Genomic DNA, 26,109 nt, shown 5'->3' on the forward strand with positions numbered 1-26,109 from the left:
TCCGGCCTGGCACCCGGCCCCCTCCCGCGACCACGACCCGTGCGAGCTGCCCGGGCGCGATGGGCCTGTCCTTGCCGGCCTGCGGCAAGCGGCTGACCGGCTCGATCCGGAGCGGGCATCGGGCAAAGCACCCTGCCGCCGGCGGCTGCCGGTGCCTGGCAGGCAGGCGCGCGCAGCGGCATGCCTGCCGTGACAGGCAACGGGGGCGGCGATCCGCGGCCGTCCGCTGGCCACTTCACCTCGTGGACAGGGCAGGCTGACCAGATGCCCGCCTGCCCCGTCCAATGTCCGCCCGTTGCCTTCCGCCGCTTTTACCTGCGCGCGCTGAAGATCGGCGTCAGGTAGTCGGGGGTGCCCTCGATGCGCTGCAGCGACGGGTAGCGCAGGCCGCCGCGGTAGTCGATGGCGAACGTGCGGTACACGTCCATGTCCTTGACCAGCAGGCGGATCGGCTGCTGGCCGTCCTTTGCCGCGCGCACCGCGTCCTCCAGCTCCCCGGCGCTGTACTGCAGGTCGTTGACCGCCAGCACCTGCATGCCGCTGCCGAGGCCGGCGTTGAACGCCGGGCTGTCCCAGCGCACCTCGCCGATGCGGCCATTGCCGTCCAGCGACAGCCCCAGCGAGTAGATGAAGCTGGCGCCGCGGCCCTTCATCGTCGCCGTGTAGTAGGCGCTGGGCGTGTCGGTGTAGACCAGCTTCCAGCCGGACGCCTCGATGCCGCCGGTCAGGCCCACCCGGCGCTCGAGGCGGTCGCGCAGGAATCGCGCCCAGTCGCCGGTGGGCTGCACCTGTTCCAGGGTCGCGGCGACGTCCTCGAAGGTGTAGGTGTCCGGTCGTTGCCATTGGCCGTCGTTCTTTCCGAAGAAGGCGCGGGCGAAATCATCCAGGCTGCGCCTGCCGCTGCTGAGCCGGCGGATGCGCACGTCCGCTTCCAGCCACAGCATCTGCCCGCCCTGGTAGTAGTCCTCGCTCATCTGGTAACCGCGGTAGGGCTTGGGCTTGCGGCGCGCGATCACCGGGTCGTTGGTGGTGTCGCCCAGCGAGCGCCATTCCAGGCCGGGGCGGTTGTCGGCGTAGGTGGCCGCGACCAGCGCCAGCGCGTCGCGCGAGGCATCCAGCGGGCGGATGCCGGAACGCGCGGTCAACACGTTGCCCCAGTACTGGGTCTGGCCCTCGTAGACCCACAGCAGGCTGCCCTGCATCGGCACGTTGTAGTTTAGCGTCGCCAGGTCGGCCGGGCGCCGGTACTTGCCGTCCCACGAATGCGTGTACTCGTGGCCGAGCAGGTCGCTGCTGCCGACCTTGGGATTCCAGCCGCTGAAATAGTCGCGGTCCTCGCTGTTCTCGCTGGAGCGCTGGTGCTCCAGTCCAATGCCGCCGAGCTGGCTGGTCACCGCGAACAGGGAATCGTAGTGGTTGTAGTGCTCGGCGCCGAACAGCCGGCGCGCCTGGGTCACCAGCGCGCGGTGCTGGGCGATGTGCTCGGGCTTGGCCTCCAGGTCCTTGGCGCGGTCGGCGAACACGTTCAGGCGCACCGGCCGGGTGCCGGCCGGGGCCAGATCGAAGGTACGGTGGTAGCGGCCGGCGAACACCGGCGAATCGACCAGGATCTCCAGGTTGGTCGGCGCGTAATGCACGGTGTCGCCGTCGCGGCGCTCGACCTCCAGCGCACTGGCCGCTTCCCAGCCCTGCGGGTAGCGGGCGCTGGCGCGGTAGCTGATGGCGTGCGCGGCATGGCCGGCCGGGTACAGCACCATCGCGATCCACTGCAGGTTGAGCATGTTCGGGGTCATCACCGTGCGCCCCTGCGCGGCATCGGTGGGGCTGAGGAACTGGTAGTCCATGCGCAGCTCGGCCACGCCTTCGGGCACCTGCACGTTGAAGGTGAAGACGTCGAGCGGATCGCGGGTCCATTCCAGGCGCTGGCCGTTGCCGGTGACGACCAGCCCGGCCAGCTTCTCGATCGCGCCACTGGCGGCATGGTTGCCCGGCAGCCATGCCGGATAGTGGAACCGCTGCAGCCCGGGCCGCACCGGCACGGTCTGGCGCACCTTGAACACCCGCTGGCCGAGGTCGGTGGCATCCACCTCCAGCCGGATCGTGCCCGGATAGGCCGCCTCGCTGATGGCGACGCCGCGGGCGTCGGTGGCGGGCACGGCCGGGGTGGCGTGTGCCAGGCCCAGGGCGGCCATCAGTGCCAGTCCCAGCAGGGCGGGGCGGATCGGGTGCATCGGCAGGTCTCGCGTCGGTTCGGGACCGCGATGATCGCCGCAGCCGCTACCCGGCGCACGGGCCGTTAGCCATGCCCCGGCCTGCGAGAACCCGGCTCAGGTCCGCACGAAGATCTCCACGCGGCGGTTGAGCTGGCGGCCGCCGGGGTTGTCCCGCCCGTCGACGTCGTTGGGCGCCACCGGCTGCGCCTCGCCATAGCCACGCGCGCTGGCGTCCTGCGCCACGCCGCGCTGGCGCAACGCCGCCACCACCGCCTGCGCGCGCCGCTCGGACAGCGCCTGGTTGTAGTCGTCGCTGCCCTTGGCGTCGGTATGGCCGCGGACTTCGATGGCGCGCGAGGGCACCTTCTGCAGCGCGGTGGCCAGCGCGTCCAGCACCTTGCCGGCGTCGGCGCGCACCTGCGCCTTGTCGAAGTCGAACAGCACCTTGTCGTTGAGGGTGACGACGAAGCCGCATGGCGCGCCGGACGGCCTGAACTTGTCCAGCAGCGGGAAGCGCCCGGCCGGCGGCAGCGGCGGCAGCGGCGCCATGCGCACCTCGCGCGCGACCGCGCCCACGGTACCGGTGCCGTCGCCGCGGTTCTCGGCGATGCCTTCGGGCCCGCCGATCCAGCGCCCGGAGCCATCGGCGCGGACCTCGATGCTGCCTTCTTCGCCCACCCACAGGCCCGAGCCATCGCCATGGTTCTCGATGTTGCCGAAGTCGCCCACCCAGGTGCCGCCCCCCTTGCCGTCCAGCTCGATATGCCCATGCTCGCCGACATAGGTGCCGGAGCCGTCGGCCTTCACCTCGAAGGTGCCGGCACTGTTGACGATGCTGCCGCTGCCATCGGGATTGACCCGCACCACATCCTCGTCGGTCACCGCCAGGCCGCTGCCATCGGCGGCCACCTCGAACACGCCCTCGCCGGCAACGCGCTGCAGGTTGCCGGCGGCATCGAGATTGGTGAAGCCGCTCTCGTTGACCAGCGCGCCGTCGGTGGCGCAGTTCGCCGGGCGCACGCTGATGCCGGCCACCGGGTCGATCAGTGCCTGCATCGAGGCTTCCAGCTGCTTCTGCGCCGGGCCGCTGCCGACGAGGCTGGGCACCATGATCGGCGGGATCGCCGGGAACTCGAAAGCGGCATCGGCCGGCGTCGCATCCGCCTGTTCCTGCGTCGCCACGGCGGCCGCCTCCGCTTGCGTGGCGGCCGGCGGTGACGACGGGCTGCAGGCCGGCAGCAGCAGGGTCAGGCAGGCCAGCGACAGGGGGGTAAGGCGCATGCAGCAGCTCCTGGGTCGGGGAGCCGCACTGTCGGCGATGCCGCGTTCAGGCCCCGTGACCAGCCACCACCCGGGGCGTCGGCGGACACCGTGCAGCGCGGGCTGCCTGCCTGCACGATGGGCGCGGCCGCCCCGGGACGCGGCCATGCCGCCGGCCGGAGCCCATGGCGCTCAGTCGTAGCGCACCTTCAGGCCATCCAGCTTCACCACGCCGGCCTGTTCCAGGCCGGCCACGATCGCCCCCACGTCGTCGGCGCCGATCTGGTTCTGGAAGTGCGCGGCGACATGCTTCTTCAATGCGGCGAGGGTTCCCGGCCGCCCGGTTTTCGTCTTCGACAGTACGGTCTTCATCCGCGTCAGCCGCTGCATGGCCGTGGCGGGCGCCGCGGCGACCGGTGCATCGGGCAGCGGCCGCGGGGGCGCTTTGTCCACCACCACCGTCACCGCGTTCGCCTTGGGTTTCGGTTTCGGTTGCGCCGCGGGCACCGCGCTCACCTCGGTGGCCGCGGCCGATGCGAACAGCGGCATGCCGGCGATCGCCGTCGAGCGGCAGGCGAATATCTTCCTGCCCTTCAGGTGTTCCACCAGCGGATCGAAGCCGGTGTCACGGGAAATGATGTGGAAGAACCCACGCGGGTCGCTGGCGGACAACTGGCCGATGTAGAACGCGATATGGAAATCCAGCGCATTGGGGCCATTGCCCGAGATGCGCACGTAATCGGCACGCTCGCGCATGGCCTGCATCTGTATCGCCAGCTCGGCCGACAGCTTGGCCTGGCCGGCACCCACGAACACCCACAGGCGGATGTCCGCACGGTCCAGAAGCCGCAGGTCGGTGGGCTGCACGTTCTCGTGATCGATCAACACGTAGTTGATGCGGCCACTCCCCATGGACAGTTGTCCGACGGCCTCGCTCGGCATGCTGCACGCTCCCTGTTTCCCGGGCGCATCATGGCCCGACGGCAGCCGATGTTCCAATGGCGGCGGTTACCCCGCCGGCCACCCGGCCCGGCGCGCGGCGGCGTGGAAGGTCCAGGCGACGAACCGGCTCTGCTTGCTGCCCTGCGCCATCGCCACTTCACGCACCTCGAGCGCGCCGGCACGGGACAGTTGCCGGTGCAGGTCGGCCAGGTGCTCGCGCTTGGCGACCAGCGAGCTGAACCACAGCACCTGGGCCTGTACGGCCACGCTCTCGCGGATCATCCGCCGCAGGAACGAGGCCTCGCCGCCGGTGCACCACAGCTCGTTGGCCTGGCCGCCGAAGTTCAACAGCGGCGGCCTGCCGCGCGGCGCGGGCTTGCCGTCGCCAAGATTGCGCAGCTTGCGCTGGCTGCCCTGCGCCGCCTCCCTGGCCGAGGCGTGGAAGGGCGGGTTGCACAGGGTCAGGTGGAAGCGGTCCTGCGCCTGAACCACACCGGCGAACAGGCTGCCGCGCGCGTGCTGCAGGCGCAGTTCGATCAGCCGGTCGAGCCCGTTGCCCTGGACGTTGGCGGCGGCCGAGCGCAGGGCGACGGGATCGATGTCGCTGCCGACGAACGACCAGCTGTACTCGGCCTGGCCGAGCAGCGGATAGATGCAGTTGGCGCCCACGCCGATATCGAGCACGCGCACCCCGGGCCCGCGCGGGATCGTGCCACCGGCGTCGGCGGCCAGCAGGTCGGCCAGGCCGTGCAGGTAATCCGCGCGGCCCGGTACCGGCGGGCACAGGTAGCCGGCGGGGATATCCCAGTGGCCGATGCCGTAGTCGCTGGCCAGCAGCGCGCGGTTGAGTTCGCGTACCGCCAGCGGATCGCTGAAATCGATGCTCTGCCCGCCGTCCGGGGTGCGTCGCAGGTACGCGCGCAGCGCCGGGTTGGCCGCCAGCAGCCGTGCCATGTCGTAACGGCCCTGGTGGCGGTTGCGCGGATGCGGGCCCGCGGCCGCCGGCACGGGGCGCCGCTTCGCCGGGGGCGGAGGCGTCGGCATCGCGGAGGTGGGAGGTCAGTGGCCGGTGGCCGGCGCCGGGTCCTGCGCCTGGAAGCGCCGCAGCGGTCCGCCCTGCCCATCGGCGCGTGCGGCCAGCGCGGCGGCGATGGCCGCACGCGCGTCGCGCAGCACTTCGGCTTCGTTCTGGCTGGCGTCGATCACCTGCTTGCCGGGCAACTCCAGCTGCTGGAAGATCGCCCGGCAACGCTCCAGGTTCTGCGCCGTCTCGAAATGGTTGGGCACGTCGCCGCGGGCGTGGATGCGCGCCAGCCCGGTGGCCGGCGGCAGGTCCAGCAGCAGCAGCAGGTGCGGCCGCGGCGCGAAGGCGTTGAGCTGCAGCAGTTCGTCCACCGGCAGGCCGGCGGCGCCCTGGTAGGCCACCATCGATGGAAAGTAGCGGTCGAGGATCACCACCGCGCCGCGCGCCAGCGCCGGCGCCACCAGTGCTTCGACGTGCTGGCGGCGGTCGCGCAGCAGCAGGTCCACTTCTTCCTGCGGACTCAGCCGCCCGGTCGCCGCCGAGGCCCGCAGCTGCGTGCCCCACGGCCCGTTGGTCGGCTCCTTGCTCAGCACCACCTCGGCGCCGGCCCGCTCCAGCGCCTCGGCCAGCCCCCGCGCCAGCGTGGACTTGCCGGCACCGTCGATGCCCTCGATGGCGATCAACAGGCCGCCGGGAATGTGCTCTTTCGTCATCGCGGTACTGTAGCCGAAGCGGTCCGGCGCACCCACCCTTGACGTGCCGCCGCCGGCCACCCCGCCGCGGGCCAGTGACCATCGGCCCATGCCGCGCGCCGCGGCGGCCGCCACACTGCCGCGACCTGGGAAGGAGCCAGCCATGCCGCCAGCCGCGATGCGCTTTCTGCTACTGGGAATGCTGTGGGTCGCCGGCGGCGCCGGCGCGGCACCGCCGGACGCCGCCACCCTGCGGGCCATCGAGGCCACCGCCCACGACTACATGGACGGACAGCTGGAGGGCGACCCGGCGCGGGTGGCGCGTGCGCTGCACCCGGACCTGGCCAAGCGCAACCTCGTGGACAGGCCCGACGAAACCCTCGGGCTGGGCCGGATGAGCGCGGACGAACTGGTCCGCCTTACCCGCGAAGGCGCGTTGAAGACCCCGCGCGAACAGTGGCAGCGCACGGTGAGCGTGCTGCAGGTGGACGAGGACATCGCCACGGTGCGGCTGGAAAGCCCGTGGTTCATCGACCACCTGCAGATGGGCCGCTTCGACGGCCGCTGGGTGATCGTCAACGCGCTCTGGCACCGCAAGCCGCGACCGCGCAGCTGACCGCGCCGGCAATGCCCGCTATCGTGTCGCGTCCCGGCTTCCACCCGCGCTCCCGATGAACCCGACCCCAGACGACACCGCCGTTGCCGAGGTTCCCGCCGTCGTCCACGCGCACGGGCATGGGGCCTGCGCCAACTGCCGGGCGGCGCTGCAGGGCCATTACTGCCACCACTGCGGGCAGTCGGCGCACAACCCGCTCAAGCACGTGGGGCACGCGATCGAAGAGGTGTTCGAGTCGTTCTGGCACCTGGACGGGCGCATCTTCCGCACGCTGCGCGACCTGCTGGTGCCAGGCCGGGTCGCGCTCAACTACCTCCGCGGCCAGCGCGTGGGCTACGTGCAGCCGCTGCGGCTGTTCGTGATCCTGACCCTGTTCACGTTCTTCGTCGGCAAGCTGACCCTGCATGTCGACGACATGACCCTGAACGGCGGCGACAACACGCTGTTCGCCAACGCGCAGACCGTGCAGGAAGTGGAGGCGATACGCGCGGCGCAGCAGGCCGGGATCGAGCGCCAGCTGGCGGCTTCGCCCGCGGCCACGCCGGCATTCACGGTGGCCATGGCCGCGCTGAACACCGCCGCTGCACGGCGCACCTCCGAACTGCGCGGGCAGCCGGCGCCCGCGCCGGACACCGTGGCCTCGGCGATGACGCGCGCGGCGCAGGCGGCGGGCCAGGCCACCGGGCGCCAGCAGGCTACCGTGTTCGACTCCGACATCAACGGCAGACCCTGGGATCCGGAGACCAATCCGGTGGTGGTGCAGGGCATGCCGGCATTCTTCAACCACTGGCTCAACCAGCGCCTGGCCAACGGCAAGGCCAACGTGGAACGCATGGGCGGCAAGACCGACCTGTACGTGCAGGCCTTCCTCACCGCCCTGCCCGGCGCGCTGTTCTTCCTGATGCCGGTGTTTGCGCTGGTGCTGCGCGTGGCCTACCTGGGCCGCCGCATCGGCTACCTCGAACACCTGGTGGTGGCGCTGTACAGCCATGCCTGGCTGATGCTGGTGCTGCTGGCCACGTTCCTGACGATCGGCGTCACCGGCGCCATCGGCAACCGCGTGGTGAACGCCATCGGCGATGGCATCCACGTGGTGCTGTGGCTGTCGGTTCCCGTCTACCTGCTGTGGATGCAGCAGCGCGTGTACGGCGGCCGCGGGTGGGCGACGCTGGCGCGCTACGTGTTCATCGGCGGCATCTACTTCTGGCTGGTGATCCTGGGGGTGACGTACGCGGCGCTGGCCGGGGTGTCGTCCTGAGCGGCCGGACGCGGGCTCACACCCAGCCCTGGGCCACCAGCTCGCGCTTGACGTAGGCGTAGAACACCGGCGCGGCGACCAGCCCGGACAGGCCGAACGCCGCTTCCATCACCAGCATCGCCAGCAGCAGTTCCCAGGCATGGGCGCGGATCTCGCCGCCGACGATGCGGGCGTTGAGGAAGTACTCCAGCTTGTGGATCACCACCAGGAACAGCAGCGCGGCCACCGCGACGTAGAACGACACCGACAGCGCGACGATGGTGATCACGGTGTTGGAGATCACGTTGCCCACCACCGGCAGCAGGCCGGCGAGGAAGGTGATCAGCACCAGGGTCTTGGCCAGCGGCAGGTGCACGCCCAGCAGCGGCAGCACGCCCAGCAGGAAGATCGCGGTGAACAGGGTGTTGAGCAGCGAGATCTTGAGCTGGGCGAACACCACCTGGCGGAACGCGGTGGCCAGGTGGCTGGTACGGCCGACCAGTTCCCGCGCCAGCGGCCCCATGCGTGGCAGCGGCAATTCGTCGTACAGCGCGATCATCGCGCCCAGCACCATGCCGATCAGCACCCGCACGCCGATCTGCACCGCCGAGGTGCCGGCGACGCCGAGCTGGCGGCGGTGCTCGGCCACCCATTCGTTCACCCCGGCGCGCAGCGCCTGCATGTCCTCGGGGATATACGGCTGCAGCAGCGGCGGCACCTGGTGGCGCGAGGTATTGAGGATTTCCATCAGCTGCGCCAGCAGCGCGTCCGGCCCGCCGGTTTCGTTGCGGAAGAACGACACCACCGCGATGATCGCCAGGCCCAGCAGGCCGATCACCGCCACCGACAGCACGGCCACCGCCATCGCCCGCGCCCGGCCCGGCGGCAGCCGGCCCTCCACGGTCGAAGCCAGCACGTGGCTGAGGTGGAACACCAGCAGGCCGGACAGCAGGGTGACCACCAGGCCCAGTTCCAGCACCGCCCACATGCCCAGCAGCATCAGCACCCAGGCGGCGATGCGCGCCGGCGGCGTCGCTGGCTTCAGGGGGAGGAGGTCGGTCACTGCGGCAGGCCCGTCGAAGATGCGCCATGGTAGGCGATCACGCTGCCGGCCAACCGTGCCGATGCGGCGCTTCCCGGCAGGCGCGGGCGGGAAAGGCCGCGCCCGGGGCCGGCGCTCAGTCGCCGGGCGGGGCCTGGCAACCCTCCTGCTGCGCACAGAAGCGCAACGCGCGGCGGCGCTGGTCCTCGCTCAGCTCTGGCGGTGGGCGGGCGATGGCCGACTGGATCTGGTCGCGGCCGCCGGTCAGCTTGTGCAGGCCCTTGGCAGCGGCCATCAGGCCGTAGCTGATGCCCATCAGCAGGTAACCGCCGCTTTGGCTGACCTGCTCGGGCGTGGGCGGTTCGCTCCATGAACGGCTGAAGCGGTTGGGCTCGATCTTCACCGGGTTGCGGAAGCGGTACAGGTCCAGCGGCGTGTCGTCCTCGGGCTTGAGCGCGCGCACTTCCTCCAGCGTCCTCACCGCGTCCGTGGACGCCGCCGCAGGGTCGGCCGCGGGGTCCGCCGCGGGCACCGTATCCACGGCCGGTGGCGATGCCTGCTGCGCCTGCGCCGCGCCCACCAGCACCATCCCCGCCAACACCATTGCGTACCATCGAGGCCTTGCCACCGTTCCTGTCCCTGCCGGTTGCCGAAGCAGGCAGCATACGGGCGCCACCTTCAGATTGCGTTGGCGGCGCACCGGGCGTTCAGCCTGCATGGGTCTCACAGGCTGAGACGGCGCCGTGCTTCCATGCCGTCTTTGGATCGGCACTACCGGCATGGCGTTCTCCCTCGCTCCCCGCACCGAAGCCAGCGAACGGGCGCTGGCCACCACCGACGGCCTGCCCTCGCGCGACGGCGCGCTGCTTGGCCAGCGGCTGGCACGGCGCTATCGCGACCGCGTCACCGGCAGCTTCACGATCCCGGGCCGCGAAGGCAGCTACGCGCCGATCCCCGACGACGTCCCCGAGGCGCTGCAGGCCGCGCTCCGGGCGCGCGGCATCGAACAGCTGTACTCGCACCAGGCCGACGCCTGGAACGCCACCCAGCGCGGCGAGCACGTGGCCGTCGTCACCCCGACCGCGTCGGGCAAGTCGCTGTGCTACACGCTGCCGGTGGTGAGCGCGGCGATGCAGGGCAACGCCAAGGCGCTGTACCTGTTCCCGACCAAGGCGCTGGCCCAGGACCAGGTGGCCGAGCTGCTGGAGCTCAACCGCGCCGGCGACCTCGGCGTGAAGGCCTTCACCTTCGACGGCGACACGCCCGGCGACGCGCGCCAGGCGATCCGCCTGCACGGCGACATCGTGGTCAGCAACCCGGACATGCTGCACCAGGCGATCCTGCCGCACCACACCAAGTGGGCGCAGTTCTTCGAGAACCTGCGCTACGTGGTGATCGACGAGATCCACACCTACCGCGGCGTGTTCGGCAGCCACGTCACCAACGTGATCCGCCGGCTCAAGCGCATCTGCGCGTTCTACGGCGTGCGCCCGCAGTTCATCCTGTGCTCGGCCACCATCGGCAACCCGCATGCGCATGCCGAGGCGCTGGTGGAAGAACAGGTGCATGCGATCACCGAGAGTGGCGCGCCCAGCGGCCCCAAGCACGTGCTGCTGTGGAACCCGCCGGTGATCAACCCGGACCTGGGCCTGCGCGCCTCGGCGCGCTCGCAGGCCAACCGCATCGCCCGCATCGCGATCAAGAGCGGGCTCAAGACGCTGGTGTTCGCGCAGACCCGGCTGATGGTGGAGGTGCTGACCAAGTACCTGAAGGACATCTTCGACAACGACCCGCGCAAGCCGGCGCGGATCCGCGCCTACCGCGGCGGCTACCTGCCCACCGAGCGCCGCGAGGTGGAGCGGGCCATGCGCGCCGGCAGCATCGACGGCATCGTCAGCACCTCGGCGCTGGAGCTGGGCGTGGACATCGGCGCGCTCGACGTGGTGGTGCTCAACGGCTACCCCGGCAGCGTGGCGGCGACGTGGCAGCGCTTCGGCCGCGCCGGTCGCCGCCAGCAGGCCGCGCTCGGGGTGATGGTGGCCAGCAGCCAGCCGCTGGACCAGTACGTGGTGCGGCACCCGGACTTCTTCGCCAACGCCACCCCCGAGCACGCGCGCATCGCCCCGGACCAGCCGCTGATCCTGTTCGACCACATCCGCTGCGCGGCGTTCGAGTTGCCGTTCCTGAGCGGGGAGCCGTTCGGCCCGGTCGACCCGCTGGTGTTCCTGCAGGCGCTGGCCGAAACCGGCGTGGTGCACCAGGAAGGCGAGCGCTGGGAATGGATCGCCGACAGCTACCCGGCCAACGCGGTGAGCCTGCGCGCGGTGGCCGATGGCAACTTCGTGGTGGTGGACCGCAGCGACGGCAAGCAGCAGATCATCGCCGAGGTGGACTATTCCGCCGCCGCGCTGACCCTGTACGAAGGCGCCATCCACATGGTGCAGAGCACGCCCTACCAGGTCGAGCGGCTGGACTGGGACGGGCGCAAGGCCTACGTCACCCGTACCCACGTGGACTACTACACCGACAGCATCGACTTCACCAAGCTCAAGGTGCTGGACCGCTTCGACGGCAATGCCGCCGGACGCGGCGATTCGCACCACGGCGAGGTGCACGTGGTGCGGCGCGTGGCCGGCTACAAGAAGATCCGCTACTACACGCACGAGAACATCGGCTATGGCCCGGTCAACCTGCCCGACCAGGAGCTGCACACCACCGCGGTGTGGTGGCAGCTGCCGCAGGCCACCCTGCTGCGCAGCTTCGCGCAGAAGCAGGATGCGCTCGACGGCTTCCTCGGCGCGGCGTACGCGCTGCACATCGTCGCCACCGTGGCGGTGATGGCCGACGCGCGCGACCTGCAGAAGGCGGTGGGCAATGGCGACGGCGCGTGGTTCGCGGTGGCCGACCAGAGCGGCCGCGGCCAGCTGCGCGGCAACGAGGGCGGCGACGGCGCGGTGGAGCTGATGCAGAGCTTCGTGCCCACCGTTTACCTGTACGACAACTTCCCCGGCGGCGTGGGCCTGAGCGAGCCGCTGTGGCAGCGCCAGGCCGAACTGGTGCAGCGCGCGCTCGAGCTGGTGGAGCGCTGCGACTGCAGTGCCGGCTGCCCGGCCTGCGTCGGCCCGGTGCTGGCCGCGCAGGAACAGGGCCAGGGCGAAACACCGCGCTCGCTGGCGTTGAAGGTGCTGTCGCTGCTGTCGGCCGAGCGCTGCGCGCAGGTGCCGGCGGTCACGGCTGACGCGGTGGACGAGGCGCTCGACCTGCTGCCATGAGCGTCAGCCTGGACAAGCTCAAGGCGCTGCGCAGGCAGGCCGGGCATGCCGATGCCGCCGTTGCCGCCCACCCTGCGGCGGCGCTGCCGGGCCCCGCGCCATCGGCCACGGAACCGGCCCGGCCGCCGCCCCCGGCAATGCCTGCGCCTGCGCCGTGCGCCGCACCGGCGCCGGAAGCGCCCGCGGCGTCGCCGCAGGCGCCGCTTCCGCAACGCCATGACGCCGCGCCGAGGCCAGCATCGCCACCACGCGGTGACTCGGTGTTCGGGTGGGTCGAGCAGATCCGGCACAAGCCCGCGGCCGTGCCAGCGCGCACGCCCGACAGCGATGGCCTGCGCCGCCTGCTGGCCACGCGCGGGCGCGCGGTGGCCACGGCGCCGCGCCTGCCACGCAACGGCCCGGTCGACCGCGCGCTTCCGGGCACCGAGATCGCACCCGGCCTGCACCTGATCGAGGCCTTCCTGCCGCAGCCGGTTCCGGCGCAGCCGCTGTCACTGGCGTTCAGCAGGCGCCCGGACGACACCGTGCGGCCGCAGGACCTGCTGTTCTTCGACACCGAGACCACCGGCCTGGCCGGCGGCACCGGCACCCGCGCTTTCATGATCGGCGCCGCCGACTGGCATCGCGATGCGGCGCGCGGCGAAGGGCTGCGCGTGCGCCAGCTGCTGATGTCCACGATGGGCGCCGAGAGCGCGATGCTGGAGGTGTTCGCCAGCTGGCTGGCGCCGACCACGGTGCTGTCCAGCTACAACGGCCGCTGCTACGACGCGCCACTGCTGAAGACGCGCTACCGGCTGGCGCGGCGCGGCGACCCGCTTTCCGCGCTGGACCACGTCGACCTGCTGTTCCCGACCCGGCGCCGCTACCGCGGTACCTGGGAGAACTGCCGGCTGGCGACCATCGAGCGGCAGCTGCTGCGCATCCAGCGCGAGGACGACCTGCCCGGTTCCGAGGCACCGGCCGCCTGGCTGGACTATCTGCGCGGCGGCAGCGCGCGCAACCTGCGCCGCGTCGGCGAACACAACCACCAGGACGTGGTGACGCTGGCGCAGTTGTTCCTGCGCCTGGTGCAGGCCGAGGCCGACGAGCGGGCATCCTCGCTGGCCCCGTAGAGGCGGGGCTTGCCCCGCCTTCACGTTGCAATGCCGGCGCCGACCCGCGCCGGCGAGGACCCCTCACCCGCGGACCGGCTGCGCCAGGCCGTCGCGGATCGCCTGCTGGATCAGGCGCTCGGCCTCGCGCTGGGCACGCACGCTGGCGGCGGCCTGCTGGCGACCCAGCTCGGCCTGCTGCCTGCCCAGTTCCGCCTGCCGGCGCGCCAGTTCACGCATCTCCTCGCGCATGGCCGGGGTGTCGATCTGCGCGCGCAGTTTCTCGGCCTCGCGGCGGGCGGCTTCGGCCTGTTCGCGGCTCGTCGTGGCATCCCCGCCGTGCGCGGCCAACGCCAGTTCCGCCTGACGCGCGGCCAGCTCGCCGATGCTGGCGCCGATGTCACCCATGCGCCCGCCGATCTCGCCCTGGCGTTCGCCCAGCTTGCCCTGGCGCTCGCCGAGGCGGCCCTGCTGCTCGCCCAGCCGCGTGGTTTCGGCGAAGGCCTGCTCGAACCGCGACAGCACCCCGGCATCGCGCACCACGTAGGCGCGGCCATCGCGACGCAGCAGCAGCACGCCATTGCCGTCGTCCAGCCGGCGCGCCTGCTCCAGATCGGCCATCGAGCCGTTCATCACGCTGTGCTCGTCTTTCAACAGCACATAGCCGTTGCTGCTCGGGCTCTGCGAAAGATGGATCACGCCATGGGTCGACACCCGCGGCGCGGGCGGCGCGGGCGGCGCGGGCGGTGCCGGCGGGGCCGGCGGGGCCTTGGAGGCGGCCGGGGCTGCCGGCGGCGGCGGCGCGGGCAGCGCCGGCGCGGTGCCCTTGGCCCTGATCACGGTGTGCACCACCGAATGGTCGCCCTTGGGCACGGCAGGCGGGCTTGGCACGGCCGGTACCGCGGGGGCCGCGGGCACCGGCGGCGGGGACGGCGGGGACGGCGGTGCCGGCATGGCCACCAGGCGCATCGGCAGCACGCCGACCAGCGCCACCGCGGCGACGATCAGGCCCGCGCCCAGGCGCGGGAAGGACGAGGGGTTCTGCAGCATGAGCAGTCTCCGCTTGAGGCTCAGGTAGGTGGGCGAGGCGCTGGCGAGGCCGGCGCCGGGCCGGGGGCTGACGCCCAGCTGCAGCAGCAGGCGTCCGTAGTGCTGGCGGCAATGGCGGTTGCCGGCGACCACCGCGGCATCGACCGCCGCCTCGCGGGCGATGGCGTACTCGCGGGCCGCCAGGTGCACCAGCGGGTGGAAGAAGAACAGGTGCTGGGCCAGCGCCGGCACCAGGCCCAGCCACAGGTCGCGGCGCTGCAGGTGCACCAGTTCATGGGTCAGGGCCATGTCCAGGTCGTCGTCGCCCATGCGCGGCAGGCCACGCGCCGGCAGCAGCAGCACCGGCCGCCAGGGGCCGACCAGCTGCGGCGAATCGATGGCCGCGCTGAGCATCAGCCGCGGCGCGCGGCGCAGGCCGTGGGCTTCGGCCGCCAGCTGCAGCGCGGCATCCAGGCGACGGTCGTCGCTGGGCCGTGCCGTGCGCAGCAGGGCGCGGCTGGCGCGCCAGGCCGAGGCGGTGCGCAGCGCCATCACCAGTACCCCGGCCAGCCACAGCGCCATCACCACGTGCAACCACGACCAGCCGCTTTCCAGCGGCAGTGGCTGCATCACGATCAACGGTGCGGCGGTGGCCTGCGGCTGCGCGGCGGCGGCCTGCTGCACCACGTCGACGGTGGTGTCCATCGCCGGCAGCACCGGCAGCTGCAACGGCGCGCTCCAGACCAGGCCGACCAGCGCCTGCAGCGCCACCAGCCACCACAACCCGCACTGGGTTGCCGCCGGCAGTCGCCGCACGCAGCGGCACAACACCCACACCAGCGCGGTGAGCACGACGGTCTGCACGCTGGTGGCGAGCAGGCGATTTCCCAGCAGTTCGAACAGGCTGTCCATGATCAATCCTCCCGGCGCTGCGATTGCAGCCTGCTGACCAGCGCTTCGAGTTCGGCCAGTTCGTTGTCGCTGACCTCGGCCTTCTCCGACATCCACGCCACGAACGGCGAGATCGAGCCCTGCAGGGTCTTTTCGACGAAGCTGCCGACCGCGCTGCTCACCACCTCCTGCTGGTGCGCGGTGGAGCGGTAGCGGTACACACCCTGGTCCTGCGCGCGCTGCAGGTAGCCCTTGCCGCGCAGCCGCTCCATCATGGTCAGCACGGTGGAGCGGGCCAGGCCGCGCGCCTCGCCGAAGCCGGCGGCGACTTCGCCGACGCTGGCCGGTTCGTTTTCCCCGATGTACTGCAGCAGGGCCAGCTCCTGGTCCCCGATGGTCTTGCGGCGCATGGTCGACTCCGTGACTACATTTGTCGCCACGGTAGCCATGACTACAAATGTAGTCAATAGTCCGGAAGGCATACCGCCCGGTGTCGGGCTGAATGCTTCAGGTTGCGGTGCCCGCTCAGGACACCTGGCTGTCGATCTGCCAGCGGGCGAATTCGGCTTCGAACTCCGGCAGGTCCAGCAGGCCCAGGCACGCCTGCGCACCGACCGGCAGCGGTTCGCCACGCGCCAGGCGCCGCGCCAGCAGCACCGCGGCGAAGGTGGGAATCTCCGGCCCGTGCAGCATCGGTGCGGTGAGGTCCCAGTGCACCCGGTGGGCGACGCCGCCGCGCTGCCCGCGCAGGGTCACGCGCATGCCGCCCAGGTCGGTGCCGAAACGATCGAAGCAGCGCCCGGCGCGGGCGAACGCACCGGCCAGCGCCGCCATCGGCAGCGGCACGCCACGGTGCCGCAGCCAGGCCAGGGCCGCCAGGCAGCGCGACAGCAGCGGCAGTTCCAGCGCGGCACGGAAACGCACGGTCGACACGCCTGGATGGCGCTGCACCAGCAGGTCGTGGTCGGGCACGTCGCAGGGCGAGGCCAGCCGCGGTGCGATGCGCGCGAACGTGACCGGCTGCGGGTCGGCCCAGCCGACGACCGGCTGCCAGCGCCCGTCGATCCAGCAGCGGAACGACTGCCCGCAGTACGACAGCACCGCGCGCACCGTGGCCATGCCCAGCGGGGTGGCCTGCGCCGGCGCGATCACGATGTCGATGGACTGCAGTACGTCCAAGCGCCCGCGCAGCGCATCGACCACCGCGCCGGACAGGGCCGGCAGGGTACTGGCGCCGCTGATCGCGCTGCGTCCGTGCCGGCGCGCCACGGCATCGAGCTGCGCGGGAAAATCGCGGACGAAATCGCGGCCGTCGGCCAGGTCGATGTAATGCATGCCCGCCTCCAGGCACGCACGCGCGACGCCGTAGTCCTGCCCCTGGAACGGTCCGGCGGTGTGGATGACCAGGTCGGCGCCGGTCGCGCGCAGGTCATCGGCGAACGTCGCCGCGGCCGTATCCAGCCGCCGGCACTGCACCGGCGCCATCTCCATCCCGGGCAGGTTGGCCGCCGCGCGCTGCGGGTGGCGCCCGGCGGCGATGACGGTGATGCCCGGGGTCGCCGCCAGCGCGCGCACGATGCGCGCGCCGAAATGCCCGTACCCACCGAGCACCACGACCCGGCAGCCTTCCTGTTGCGACATCGATCCACTCCGCATGCGGCGATGCACGCATTATCGGCGGGCATCGCCGCGGCCGTCGCGGCTGGCTTTCATCGCCCGCACACGGCGGCGGCGGCAGGCTCGGCACACCGCCCCGCCATGGAGTCCGCCATGTACCGCAGCCTGATCCTCGCCGGCACCGTCGTGCTGTCCGCCGCCGCCTGCAGCAGCGCCCCGGTCGCCGGCATCCAGCCCATCGACGGAGTCATCTCCGGCCAATGCCACACCGACATGGTGCTCGGCGCGGCCGGGCTGGCCGCCTCGCCGGCCACGGTGGAACGCGCGCGGGTGGACAGCGACAGCCTGCAGGTGCAGACGGTGCGCGGTGGCACGCGACTGCCGGCGACCCCGGCCAGCGCCACGTCCGGGGGCGACCGCCTCACCATCGAGGTCGGTCGCGGCAACGCCATCACCGCGCTGCGCTGCGGTTGAACGCGGCGCCCGCGCATGCAGGCGGGATGACGCGCTGCGACGGTACAGGCCTGGAACCAGGCGATATGCTTCGGTGTCCTTCATCAGCACTGGAGTTCCGATGCGAATCCCGACGATGCCGCGCGCCGTGCGCCGCCCCACCGCCCTGATCGCCGCCCTGTCGCTCGTGCTCGCGCTGGGCGCGTGCAAGGGCCCGGCCCCGGAAGAACAGGAGCAGGCGCTGGACCAGGCCAAGCAGGCCGCCGATGCCGCCGCCACCCCGGACCAGGGCGTCGCCACCACGCCGCCGCCGGTGGGCAGCTGCGATGCCAGCCAGGTCGAAGGCCTGGTCGGGCAGGCTTACACCGAGGCGCTGGCCGAGCAGGCACGACAGGACGCCGGGGCCGCCAAGCTGCGCCTGCTCAAGCCCAACCAACCGGTCACCATGGAGTTCCTGGGCGAGCGCCTGAACATCGAAGTGGATGACAAGGACGTGGTCACCGGGGTCCGCTGCGGCTGACCCGGAACACGCCGCAAAGCCTTGCGGCGCAAGGGTTTGGTTGCTGCCGCAACCATGCGTTGCGGCACCGCAGCATCTGTGTTCTAGTCGAGCGCATCCGGTGGCCTCAACGCTGCGCTCCAGTGACGGGCATGCCGTGCACGCGACAGCAACATGGCCGTGCATGGGGTGCCGCGGTGGACGAGGGTGAGGTGTCGCCGCCCACCCGCGCACCACGAGGCCCAGATGACCCTCCGCACTCGCCAGGGGCTCTACGACCCGCAAGACGAACGCGACGCCTGTGGTTTCGGCATGGTCGCGCAGCTGGACGACCAGCCTTCCCGGCTCCTCGTCGACACCGCGATCGCCGCGCTCTCGCGCATGACCCACCGCGGCGGCGTCGCCGCCGATGGCCTCACCGGCGATGGCTGCGGCCTGCTGCTGCGCAAGCCCACCGTGTTCCTGCGGCGGCTGGCGGAGGAAGCCGGCATCGCGCTCGGGCCGAACTTCGCCGCCGGCGTGGTGTTCCTGCCGCATGACCCCGCGGCCGCGCAGCGCTGCCGCGGGGAGCTGGACGCGCAGCTGCGCGCGGCCGGCTGCCATCCGCGCGGCTGGCGCGAGGTACCCATTGATGCCAGCGTCTGTGGCGAGCTGGCGCGCGACACCCTGCCGGGAATCGAGCAGGTGTTCGTCGATGCCGATCCGGGGCAGGACGCCACGCAGTTCGCGCTGGCGCTGTTCCTGGCGCGACGCCGCAGCGAACAGGCCCTGCGCGATGTCGCCGATTACTACGTCACCACGCTCAGTGCCGACGCCATCAGCTACAAGGGCATGGTGCTGCCGGACAAGCTGAGCACGTTCTACCCGGACCTGCAGCGCCACGAACTGGCCGCCAGCGTGGTGGTGTTCCACCAGCGCTTTTCCACCAACACGATGCCGCGCTGGCCGCTGGCGCACCCGTTCCGCCTGCTCGCCCACAACGGCGAGATCAACACCATCGAGGGCAACCGCCACTGGGCGCAGGCGCGCAGCCGGGTATGGAAGACCCCCAGGTTCGACATCGCCGAGTTCGACCCGGTGATCTCGATGCACGGCTCGGATTCGCAGAGCATGGACAACATGCTCGAACTGCTGGTGGCCGGCGGCATGGAGCTGATCCAGGCGCTGCGCATCCTGGTGCCGCCGGCGACCCAGTCGCTGGAATTCAAGGACGCCGACCTCGCCGCGTTCTACGAGTTCTACGGCCTGAACAGCGAGCCATGGGACGGCCCGGCCGGGATCGTCGCCTGCGATGGACGCTACGCGGCGTGCACGCTGGACCGCAACGGCCTGCGCCCGGCGCGCTGGATGCTGACCGCCGACCGCCACTTCCTGGTGGCGTCCGAGGCCGGGGTGTGGGAAGTGCCCACCGAGCGCGTGGTGCGCAAGGGCAAGCTGGGGCCGGGGCAGATGATGGCCATCGACCTCAAGCGCGGCGACCTGCTCGACTCCGACGCCATCGACCGCATCAACCGCGCGCGCGCCCCGTACAAGCAATGGCTGCACCAGGGCGTGACCTACCTGCAGACCGAACTGATCGACCCCTCGCTCGCCGAAGAGCCGTTCGACGAAGCCACCCTGCGCAGCTACCACAAGCTGTTCCAGCTCACCGCCGAGGAAGTGGAGCAGGTGCTGCGGCCACTGGCCGAGACCGGGCAGGAAGCCACCGGCTCGATGGGCGACGACACCCCCATCGCCGTGCTCAGCCGCCACACCCGGCCGCTGTACGACTACTTCCGCCAGGCGTTCGCGCAGGTCACCAATCCGCCGATCGATCCGCTGCGCGAAGACTGCGCGATGTCGCTGACCACCCAGCTGGGCAGGGAGACCAACATCTTCCATGCCGGGCCGGAGACGGTGAACCACGTCATCCTCAACTCGCCGGTACTGAGCCAGCGCAAGCTGCGGCAGTTGCTGAAGATGGAGCAGTACGTCGAACGCAACCGCCTGATCGACCTGTCCTACAGCGTCGAGGAAGGCCTGGCCGCCGGCATCGCGCGCATCTGCGCGCAATGCGAGCAGGCCGCCCGCGACGGCGCGGTGATGCTGCTGCTGTCCGACCGCTACCCGGTGCCGGAACGGCCGATGGTGCATGCGCTGCTGGCCACCAGCGCGGTGCACCACCACCTGTCGCAGCGGGGCCTGCGCTGCGACATCAACCTGATCATCGAAACCGGCACCGCGCGCGACGCGCACCACATGGCCTGCCTGCTGGGCTTCGGTGCCACCGCCGTGTACCCGTACCTGGCCTACCAGACCCTGTTCGACATGGGCCGGCGCGGCATCCTGCTGCTGAAGAAGGGCGGCGAGGTCTCGCAGATCGGCCGCAGTTACCGCAAGGGCATCTACAAGGGCCTGAGCAAGATCATCTCCAAGATGGGCATCTGCACCGTGGCCAGCTACCGCGGCGCGCAGCTGTTCGAGATCGTCGGGCTGGACCCGGACGTGGTGCGGCTGTGTTTCCCCGATGCCACCGCGCGCATCGGCGGCGTCGGCCTGGCGCGGCTGGATGCCGAAGCCCGCGAACTCGCCGCGCGCGCCTGGAACGCGCTGGCCCCGGCCGAAGTCGGCGGGCTGCTCAAGTACGTGCACGACGGCGAGTACCACATGTACAACCCGGACGTGGTGCTGACCCTGCAGCGCGCCGCGCGCACCGGCAACGCCGAGGACTGGCGCCGCTACACCGAGGCGGTGCATTCGCGTCCGGTGTCGGCGCTGCGCGACCTGCTGCAGCTCAAGCCGGCGGCCACGCCGGTGCCGCTGGCCGAAGTGGAACCGGCCGAAGCACTGTTCAAGCGGTTCGACACCGCCGCCATCTCGCTCGGCGCGTTGTCGCCGGAGGCGCATGAGGCGCTGGCCATCGCCATGAACCGCCTCGGCGGCCGTTCCAACTCCGGCGAGGGCGGCGAAGACCCGGCGCGCTACGGCACCGAGAAGCGCTCCAAGATCAAGCAGGTGGCCTCCGGCCGCTTCGGCGTCACCGCCGAGTACCTGGTCAACGCCGAGGTGTTGCAGATCAAGGTGGCGCAGGGCGCCAAGCCCGGCGAGGGCGGCCAGCTGCCCGGCCACAAGGTCAACGAGCTGATCGCGCGGCTGCGGTATGCGAAGCCGGGCATCGGCCTGATCTCGCCGCCGCCGCACCACGACATCTATTCGATCGAGGACCTGGCGCAGCTGATCTACGACCTCAAGCAGGTCAACCCCGACGCGCTGGTATCGGTGAAGCTGGTATCGCATGCCGGGGTCGGCACCATCGCCGCCGGCGTGGTCAAGGCCGGCGCCGACCTGATCACCGTATCCGGCCACGATGGCGGCACCGGCGCCTCGCCGATCAGCTCGATCCGCTACGCCGGCGTGCCATGGGAACTGGGCGTGGCCGAGTCGCACCAGGCACTTGTGGGCAACGACCTGCGTGGCCGCACCCTGCTGCAGACCGACGGCGGCCTGAAGACCGGGCTGGACGTGGTCAAGGCCGCGCTGCTGGGCGCGGACAGCTTCGGCTTCGGCACCGGCCCGATGATCGTGCTGGGCTGCAAGTACCTGCGCATCTGCCACCTCAACAACTGCGCCACCGGCGTAGCCACCCAGGACGAGCGCCTGCGCGAGGGGCATTTCACCGGCCTGCCCGAACGGGTGGAGAACTTCTTCCGGCTGCTGGCCGAGGAAGTGCGGCAGTGGCTGTCGTACCTGGGCGCGCGCTCGCTGGATGAGATCGTCGGCCGCACCGACCTGCTGGAGCAGCTGGACGTGGCGCCGCGCGAAGGGGTCAAGGTGAACCTCTCGCGGCTGCTGGCGCCGGCCCGCTACGAAGGCTCGCACTGTGCGGCGCAGCGCCTGTACCAGTCGCCGGACAGCCTGGCCACGCAGATGGACGGGCTGCTGGCCGGGGCGATCGCGCACAAGCGCGGCGGCGAACACCGCTTCCTGATCCACAACACCGACCGTTCGGTGGGCACGCGCCTTGCCGGTGCCGTCGCCCGCGCGCACGGCAACCACGGCATGGAGGACGCGCCGCTGAACCTGCGCTTCCGCGGCACTGCCGGGCAGAGCTTTGGCGCGTTCAACGTCGGCGGGCTGAACCTGGAAGTCGAGGGCGAGGCCAACGACTACGTCGGCAAGGGCATGGCCGGCGGCCGGCTGGTGGTGCGGCCGCCGCGCGGCGCGCGCTTCGAGGCGCGCAATACCGCCATCGTCGGCAACACCTGCCTGTATGGCGCCACCGGCGGCGAGCTGTTCGCCGCCGGCCGGGCCGGCGAGCGCTTCGGCGTGCGCAACTCCGGTGCGCTGGCGGTGATCGAGGGTGCCGGCGACCACTGCTGCGAATACATGACCGATGGCATCGTCGTCGTGCTCGGCAAGGTCGGGCTGAACTTCGGTGCCGGGTTCACCGGCGGGCTGGCCTACGTGCTGGACGTGGACCGCGATTTCGTTGACCGCTACAACCACGAGCTGATCGACATCCACCGCATCTCGGCCGAAGGCTTCGAGAACTACCGCCAGCACCTGCACGCCCTGATCGGCCGCCACCGCGAGCTGACCGGCAGCATCTGGGCACAGCAGATCCTGGACGAGTTCCGCGACTACGTCGGCAAGTTCTGGCTGGTCAAACCCAAGGCCGCGAGCATCGAATCGCTGGCGGCCGCGCTACGCAACGCCGCATGACGCCAGGAGCCCCTTTCGCGCGCACGCAAAGGGACCGCGGCGGGGATGCCGCAACGGCATCCCCGCTCCGCCCCCGCCCCCTCTTCACGAGTTGCCCATGAGCCGCAAGCAAGCCTTCCAGTTCCTCGATCTCCCCCGCACCATGCCGCGGCGCATTCCGGTGGAACTGCGTACGTCCGGCGACTGGGGCGAGCTCTACGGCAGGTTCGACAAGGCCGATGCGCAGCACCAGGCCGGCCGTTGCCTGGACTGCGGCAACCCGTACTGCAGCTGGAAGTGCCCGGTGCACAACGCCATTCCGCAGTGGCTGCAGCTGGTGCAGGAAGACCGTATCCACGAGGCGGCGACGCTGTGCCATTCGACCAATCCGCTGCCCGAGGTGTGCGGCCGGGTGTGCCCGCAGGACCGCCTGTGCGAAGGCAGCTGCACGCTGGAGGAATTCGGCGCGGTGACCATCGGCGCGGTCGAGAAGTACATCGTGGATACCGCGCTGGCCAGCGGCTGGAAGCCGGACCTGCAGGCGGTGCAGCCCAGCGGCAGACGGGTCGCCATCGTCGGTGCCGGCCCGGCCGGGCTGGCCTGCGCCGATCGCCTGGCGCGCGCCGGCATCCAGGCCGTGGTATTCGACCGCTACGAACAGATCGGCGGCCTGCTGCAGTTCGGCATTCCCAGTTTCAAGCTCGAGAAGCGCGTGATCGCGCACCGTCGCGAGATCCTCGAGGGCATGGGCGTACAGTTCCGGCTGGGCGTGGAGATCGGCCGCGACACCACCATCGAACAGTTGCAGGCGGACTACGACGCGGTGTTCCTGGGTACCGGCGCCTACCGCTATACCGACGGCGGACTGGTGGGCCAGGACCTGAAGAACGTGCTGCCGGCGTTGCCGTTCCTCGTGCAGAACGGGCGCATCGTCGGCGGCGGCGATCCGCAGGGGCGCCCGATCGCCGGCTGGGAAGACCAGATCACGCTGCCGGACCTCAACGGCAAGCGGGTGGTGGTGCTTGGCGGCGGCGACACCGGCATGGACTGCGTGCGCAGCGCGGTCCGCCTGGGTGCGGCGCGGGTGACCTGCGCCTATCGCCGCGACGAGGCCAACATGCCCGGCTCCGCGCGCGAGGTGGCCAATGCCCGCGAAGAGGGCGTGCGCTTCCTGTTCAACCGCCAGCCGCTGGCCATCGAGGCCGGCGCCGACGACGAAGTGATCGGCGTGACCGTGGTGGAAACGCGGCTGGGCGAGCCCGATGCCAACGGCCGCCGCAATGCCGAACCGATCGAAGGCAGCGAATCACTGCTCGAAGCCGACGTGGTGATCATCGCCTTCGGTTTCTCCGCCACCCTGCCCGGCTGGCTGGCATCGCAGGGGGTGGAGGCGACCGGCAGCGGCCGCATCGTCACCGGCGGTGCCGGCCGGCTGCCCTACCAGACCCACAATCCACGCCTGTTCGCCGGCGGCGATGCGGTCCGCGGCGCCGACCTGGTGGTGACGGCCGTCGCCGAAGGGCGCGATGCCGCGGCCAGCATCATCCGGCTGCTGCTGCACTGAGTCGTGCGTTGCACGGCCGCAGGTCCGGATGCCACGACGTTGTACGTTCGTGCGGGCCCAATCGGGAAGGACGGCGCGCGCATTGCGCGCGGCGTGGACCGGGTGCCTCGCGGGTACCGGAACGCGCCCGGTGGTCACCTGGGCCGACGGTGCACGCGCCGGCGCGCATCCACCGGTGCGCAGGCACGCGTGCGCGTGCATCACCGAACCGCGGCGGCATACAGCGGACGACTGCGGCCGCGCGCCCCTGCCGCGGGTCCGGCCCTCTCCAGCACGTAAACTCAGTGCGTTCCCACTCCAGCGAGATCTCCATGCGCATCGGCCTGGCCGCCAACCGCCTGCACCACGAACGCGCCGACGCCGCCCTGTTCCGCTGGCTCCGGGCCAGCGCCGGCGGCATCCGCGAGCTCGGCGTCGAACTGCATGCCGTCGGCCGCACCCATGACGCCATCGCCGGTGCCCTGCCCCCCGGCAGCCTGCCCGGCCTGGCACGCTACCCGAACGGCCGCGACGGCGGACTGATGAGGCTGGTCGCCGAGATCGTGGGCATGGGCACGCCCACACGCACCCTGGACGGCGCGATCTATCTGATCGATCCGGTGGATCCGTCATCGGTGTTCCCCGAGGCCATCGCGCTGAAGCGACAGTGCGTCATCCACGGCAAGCCCTTCATCTCCACGGTGGCCAGCGCCCGCGACTGGGTCGAGATGGAGCGTATCCATGCAGGCCTGCCCCCCGACCCCGGCGCCGACGATCTCCACGACCTGGGCAACCAGACCCTGGCACTGATCGCGCACGACGCCCGCAAGCCGCAGATGCTGGCGTTCGCCGCCGAGCACTTCGACGTGCTGTCGCGGTTCGGCCAGCGCATCGGTACCGGCACCACCGGGCAACGCCTGAACGAGCTGGCCTGGAGCCGCGGCTGGCCCCGCGACCAGGCGTGGATCCAGCGTTTCCAGAGCGGTCCCCTGGGAGGGGATGCGCAGATCGCCGACCGTGTGCTGGAGGGCCGCTGCCAACGCGCGATCTTCTTCGAGGACCCGCATGTAGCGCGCCAGCACGAGGCTGACATCCAGTTGCTGGAGCGGGCGGTGACGACGGTGACGGACAGGGCGGTGTGCATCACCGCGCCCAACATCGCCGCGCGCTGGGCGGTGGCCGCACGGCAACGCGGCGGCATACGCGCTGCACCACTAACCAGCCATAGTGAAGCATCCGGCGGCGCCGTATAGGCATCGGATACACCGACCTGCATCGGAGTTGCGGCGTCCCGCTGGCGCGACGGCTTCAGATCCGGCGCAGCGACCCTCACCACGCTGGATCCGCGCACGGAGGGCTTCCCGATTCTGCGTTCGACGCAGGAAGCGCGATTGGAGAGGGTGATGTCGAACAGCTTCGGCTTCGGCGGTACGAACGCGACGCTGGTATTCGGCCGGGTGTGATCTTCGCGTTCTGGCGGTAGTGATGGAAGCAACGGCGCCTTTTGGCGCCGTTGTCGTATGTCGGTGGGCGACGATCAGCTTGAGGCTGCACCTGCTCCACGCCCTCGCCTGGGCGGATCGGTTCCGGTGCAGCAGCCAGGCCCGCGTGGCTGCTGGCCTTTCTGTCTGTCCCGCGCCTGCAGGGCGGCCGTCGCAGTGCCCTCCTGCAGATTCGAGGGCTCGACACGTAGCGCGTCAGCGCGAGGGAGGCATGCAGCTGCTGGAGCGCGCGGTGACGACGAGGCGGTACGCATCACCGCACCCAACCTTGCCCACGCGCAGGGCGGTTTACCGCCGGGCAACGCCCGCAGCAACGCTGATTTGAGGGGTGGAAAACGACAACGGCGCCGTCAGGCGGCGTCACGACGACACCGGCACCCCTGGGCGCCGTTGTTTCCCTTTCCGCCGCGGGCCCACGCGTTACCGGGTGGCTTTCCGAAGGTGGGTTTCACGGATTCCGGCGTGGCCGTGGCCCGGGCCGAGCCGAAGGATTTTAGATGGCGCAC

Annotated in this window: 19 protein-coding genes and 1 pseudogene; 10 read left to right on the plus strand and 10 right to left on the minus strand. The window is 71.2% G+C overall.

Annotated elements, in window-relative coordinates:
- Positions 1-311: 311 nt before the first annotated feature.
- From AC06E6_RS12250 to tmk, 5 genes are all read right to left on the minus strand, one after another.
- A complete protein-coding gene (locus AC06E6_RS12250; protein WP_478061523.1) occupies positions 312-2,231 on the minus strand; it encodes a M61 family metallopeptidase in 1,920 nt (639 codons plus the stop codon).
- A 96-nt stretch (positions 2,232-2,327) separates the two neighbouring features.
- Positions 2,328-3,494, minus strand: a complete 1,167-nt coding sequence (locus AC06E6_RS12255; RefSeq protein WP_240213193.1) for an OmpA family protein — start codon at positions 3,492-3,494, stop codon at positions 2,328-2,330.
- 171 nt (positions 3,495-3,665) lie between these two features.
- On the minus strand, positions 3,666-4,415 hold the full coding sequence (locus AC06E6_RS12260; RefSeq protein ID WP_233996266.1) for a PIN domain-containing protein: 750 nt from the start codon (positions 4,413-4,415) through the stop codon (positions 3,666-3,668).
- 66 nt (positions 4,416-4,481) lie between these two features.
- Positions 4,482-5,423: a 23S rRNA (adenine(1618)-N(6))-methyltransferase RlmF gene (gene rlmF, locus AC06E6_RS12265; protein ID WP_478061526.1), complete on the minus strand. Its 942-nt coding sequence runs from the start codon at positions 5,421-5,423 to the stop codon at positions 4,482-4,484.
- A 51-nt stretch (positions 5,424-5,474) separates the two neighbouring features.
- Positions 5,475-6,152 carry a dTMP kinase gene (gene tmk / locus AC06E6_RS12270; protein WP_161615524.1) on the minus strand — a complete coding sequence of 226 codons (678 nt, stop codon included), beginning with the start codon at positions 6,150-6,152 and terminating at the stop codon, positions 5,475-5,477.
- A gap of 157 nt (positions 6,153-6,309) precedes the next feature.
- On the opposite strand from tmk, the gene AC06E6_RS12275 reads away from it, so the two are divergent.
- Both AC06E6_RS12275 and AC06E6_RS12280 read left to right on the plus strand, forming a co-directional pair.
- On the plus strand, positions 6,310-6,747 hold the full coding sequence (locus tag AC06E6_RS12275) for a nuclear transport factor 2 family protein (RefSeq protein ID WP_427852423.1): 438 nt from the start codon (positions 6,310-6,312) through the stop codon (positions 6,745-6,747).
- 55 nt (positions 6,748-6,802) lie between these two features.
- Positions 6,803-8,005, plus strand: a complete 1,203-nt coding sequence (locus tag AC06E6_RS12280) for a DUF3667 domain-containing protein (RefSeq protein ID WP_240213195.1) — start codon at positions 6,803-6,805, stop codon at positions 8,003-8,005.
- 16 nt (positions 8,006-8,021) lie between these two features.
- Here the strand turns inward: AC06E6_RS12280 and AC06E6_RS12285 are convergent, their stop codons facing one another.
- A complete protein-coding gene (locus tag AC06E6_RS12285; protein WP_161615527.1) occupies positions 8,022-9,047 on the minus strand; it encodes an AI-2E family transporter in 1,026 nt (341 codons plus the stop codon).
- Positions 9,048-9,162: 115 nt separating this feature from the next.
- Positions 9,163-9,630 carry a hypothetical protein gene (locus AC06E6_RS12290; protein WP_240213196.1) on the minus strand — a complete coding sequence of 156 codons (468 nt, stop codon included), beginning with the start codon at positions 9,628-9,630 and terminating at the stop codon, positions 9,163-9,165.
- A 175-nt stretch (positions 9,631-9,805) separates the two neighbouring features.
- Between AC06E6_RS12290 and AC06E6_RS12295 the strand changes: the two genes are divergently transcribed.
- Together AC06E6_RS12295 and AC06E6_RS12300 are read left to right on the plus strand one after the other, a co-directional pair.
- Positions 9,806-12,298 carry a DEAD/DEAH box helicase gene (locus AC06E6_RS12295; protein WP_427852422.1) on the plus strand — a complete coding sequence of 831 codons (2,493 nt, stop codon included), beginning with the start codon at positions 9,806-9,808 and terminating at the stop codon, positions 12,296-12,298.
- Positions 12,295-13,410, plus strand: a complete 1,116-nt coding sequence (locus AC06E6_RS12300) for a ribonuclease H-like domain-containing protein (RefSeq protein ID WP_240213197.1) — start codon at positions 12,295-12,297, stop codon at positions 13,408-13,410. Before AC06E6_RS12295 ends, AC06E6_RS12300 begins: the two co-directional genes overlap by 4 nt.
- Positions 13,411-13,473: 63 nt before the next feature.
- Here AC06E6_RS12300 and AC06E6_RS12305 read toward each other — a convergent pair whose 3' ends face one another.
- The 3 genes from AC06E6_RS12305 to AC06E6_RS12315 form a co-directional block, all read right to left on the minus strand.
- Entirely contained in the window at positions 13,474-15,330 is a 1,857-nt protein-coding gene (locus AC06E6_RS12305) for a M56 family metallopeptidase (RefSeq protein ID WP_240213198.1), read from the minus strand.
- Positions 15,331-15,332: 2 nt separating this feature from the next.
- Positions 15,333-15,719 carry a BlaI/MecI/CopY family transcriptional regulator gene (locus AC06E6_RS12310; RefSeq protein WP_161615559.1) on the minus strand — a complete coding sequence of 129 codons (387 nt, stop codon included), beginning with the start codon at positions 15,717-15,719 and terminating at the stop codon, positions 15,333-15,335.
- Positions 15,720-15,834: 115 nt separating this feature from the next.
- Positions 15,835-16,950 (minus strand): saccharopine dehydrogenase family protein, encoded by a 1,116-nt coding sequence (locus AC06E6_RS12315; RefSeq protein WP_240213199.1) that lies wholly within the window; start codon positions 16,948-16,950, stop codon positions 15,835-15,837.
- A 129-nt stretch (positions 16,951-17,079) separates the two neighbouring features.
- Between AC06E6_RS12315 and AC06E6_RS12320 the strand changes: the two genes are divergently transcribed.
- The 6 genes and pseudogenes from AC06E6_RS12320 to AC06E6_RS12345 form a co-directional block, all read left to right on the plus strand.
- Positions 17,080-17,400, plus strand: coding sequence for a hypothetical protein (locus tag AC06E6_RS12320; RefSeq protein WP_161615561.1), 321 nt, complete (start codon positions 17,080-17,082; stop codon positions 17,398-17,400).
- A gap of 100 nt (positions 17,401-17,500) precedes the next feature.
- Entirely contained in the window at positions 17,501-17,899 is a 399-nt protein-coding gene (locus AC06E6_RS12325; RefSeq protein ID WP_409476106.1) for an I78 family peptidase inhibitor, read from the plus strand.
- 225 nt (positions 17,900-18,124) lie between these two features.
- Positions 18,125-22,579, plus strand: a complete 4,455-nt coding sequence (gene gltB / locus AC06E6_RS12330; protein WP_240213201.1) for a glutamate synthase large subunit — start codon at positions 18,125-18,127, stop codon at positions 22,577-22,579.
- Positions 22,580-22,676: 97 nt separating this feature from the next.
- The gene (locus AC06E6_RS12335) at positions 22,677-24,122 is read left to right on the plus strand and encodes an FAD-dependent oxidoreductase (protein ID WP_240213202.1); all 1,446 of its coding nucleotides are present in this window, start codon (positions 22,677-22,679) and stop codon (positions 24,120-24,122) included.
- 311 nt (positions 24,123-24,433) lie between these two features.
- Positions 24,434-25,354: a methylglyoxal synthase gene (locus tag AC06E6_RS12340; RefSeq protein WP_240213207.1), complete on the plus strand. Its 921-nt coding sequence runs from the start codon at positions 24,434-24,436 to the stop codon at positions 25,352-25,354.
- A gap of 45 nt (positions 25,355-25,399) precedes the next feature.
- A pseudogene (locus AC06E6_RS12345) lies at positions 25,400-25,564 on the plus strand (beta-ketoacyl-ACP synthase I); the annotation flags it as partial.
- Positions 25,565-26,109 lie beyond the last annotated feature (545 nt).

It is taken from the genome of Stenotrophomonas sp. Steno-Z10-HUANG, assembly GCF_056393075.1.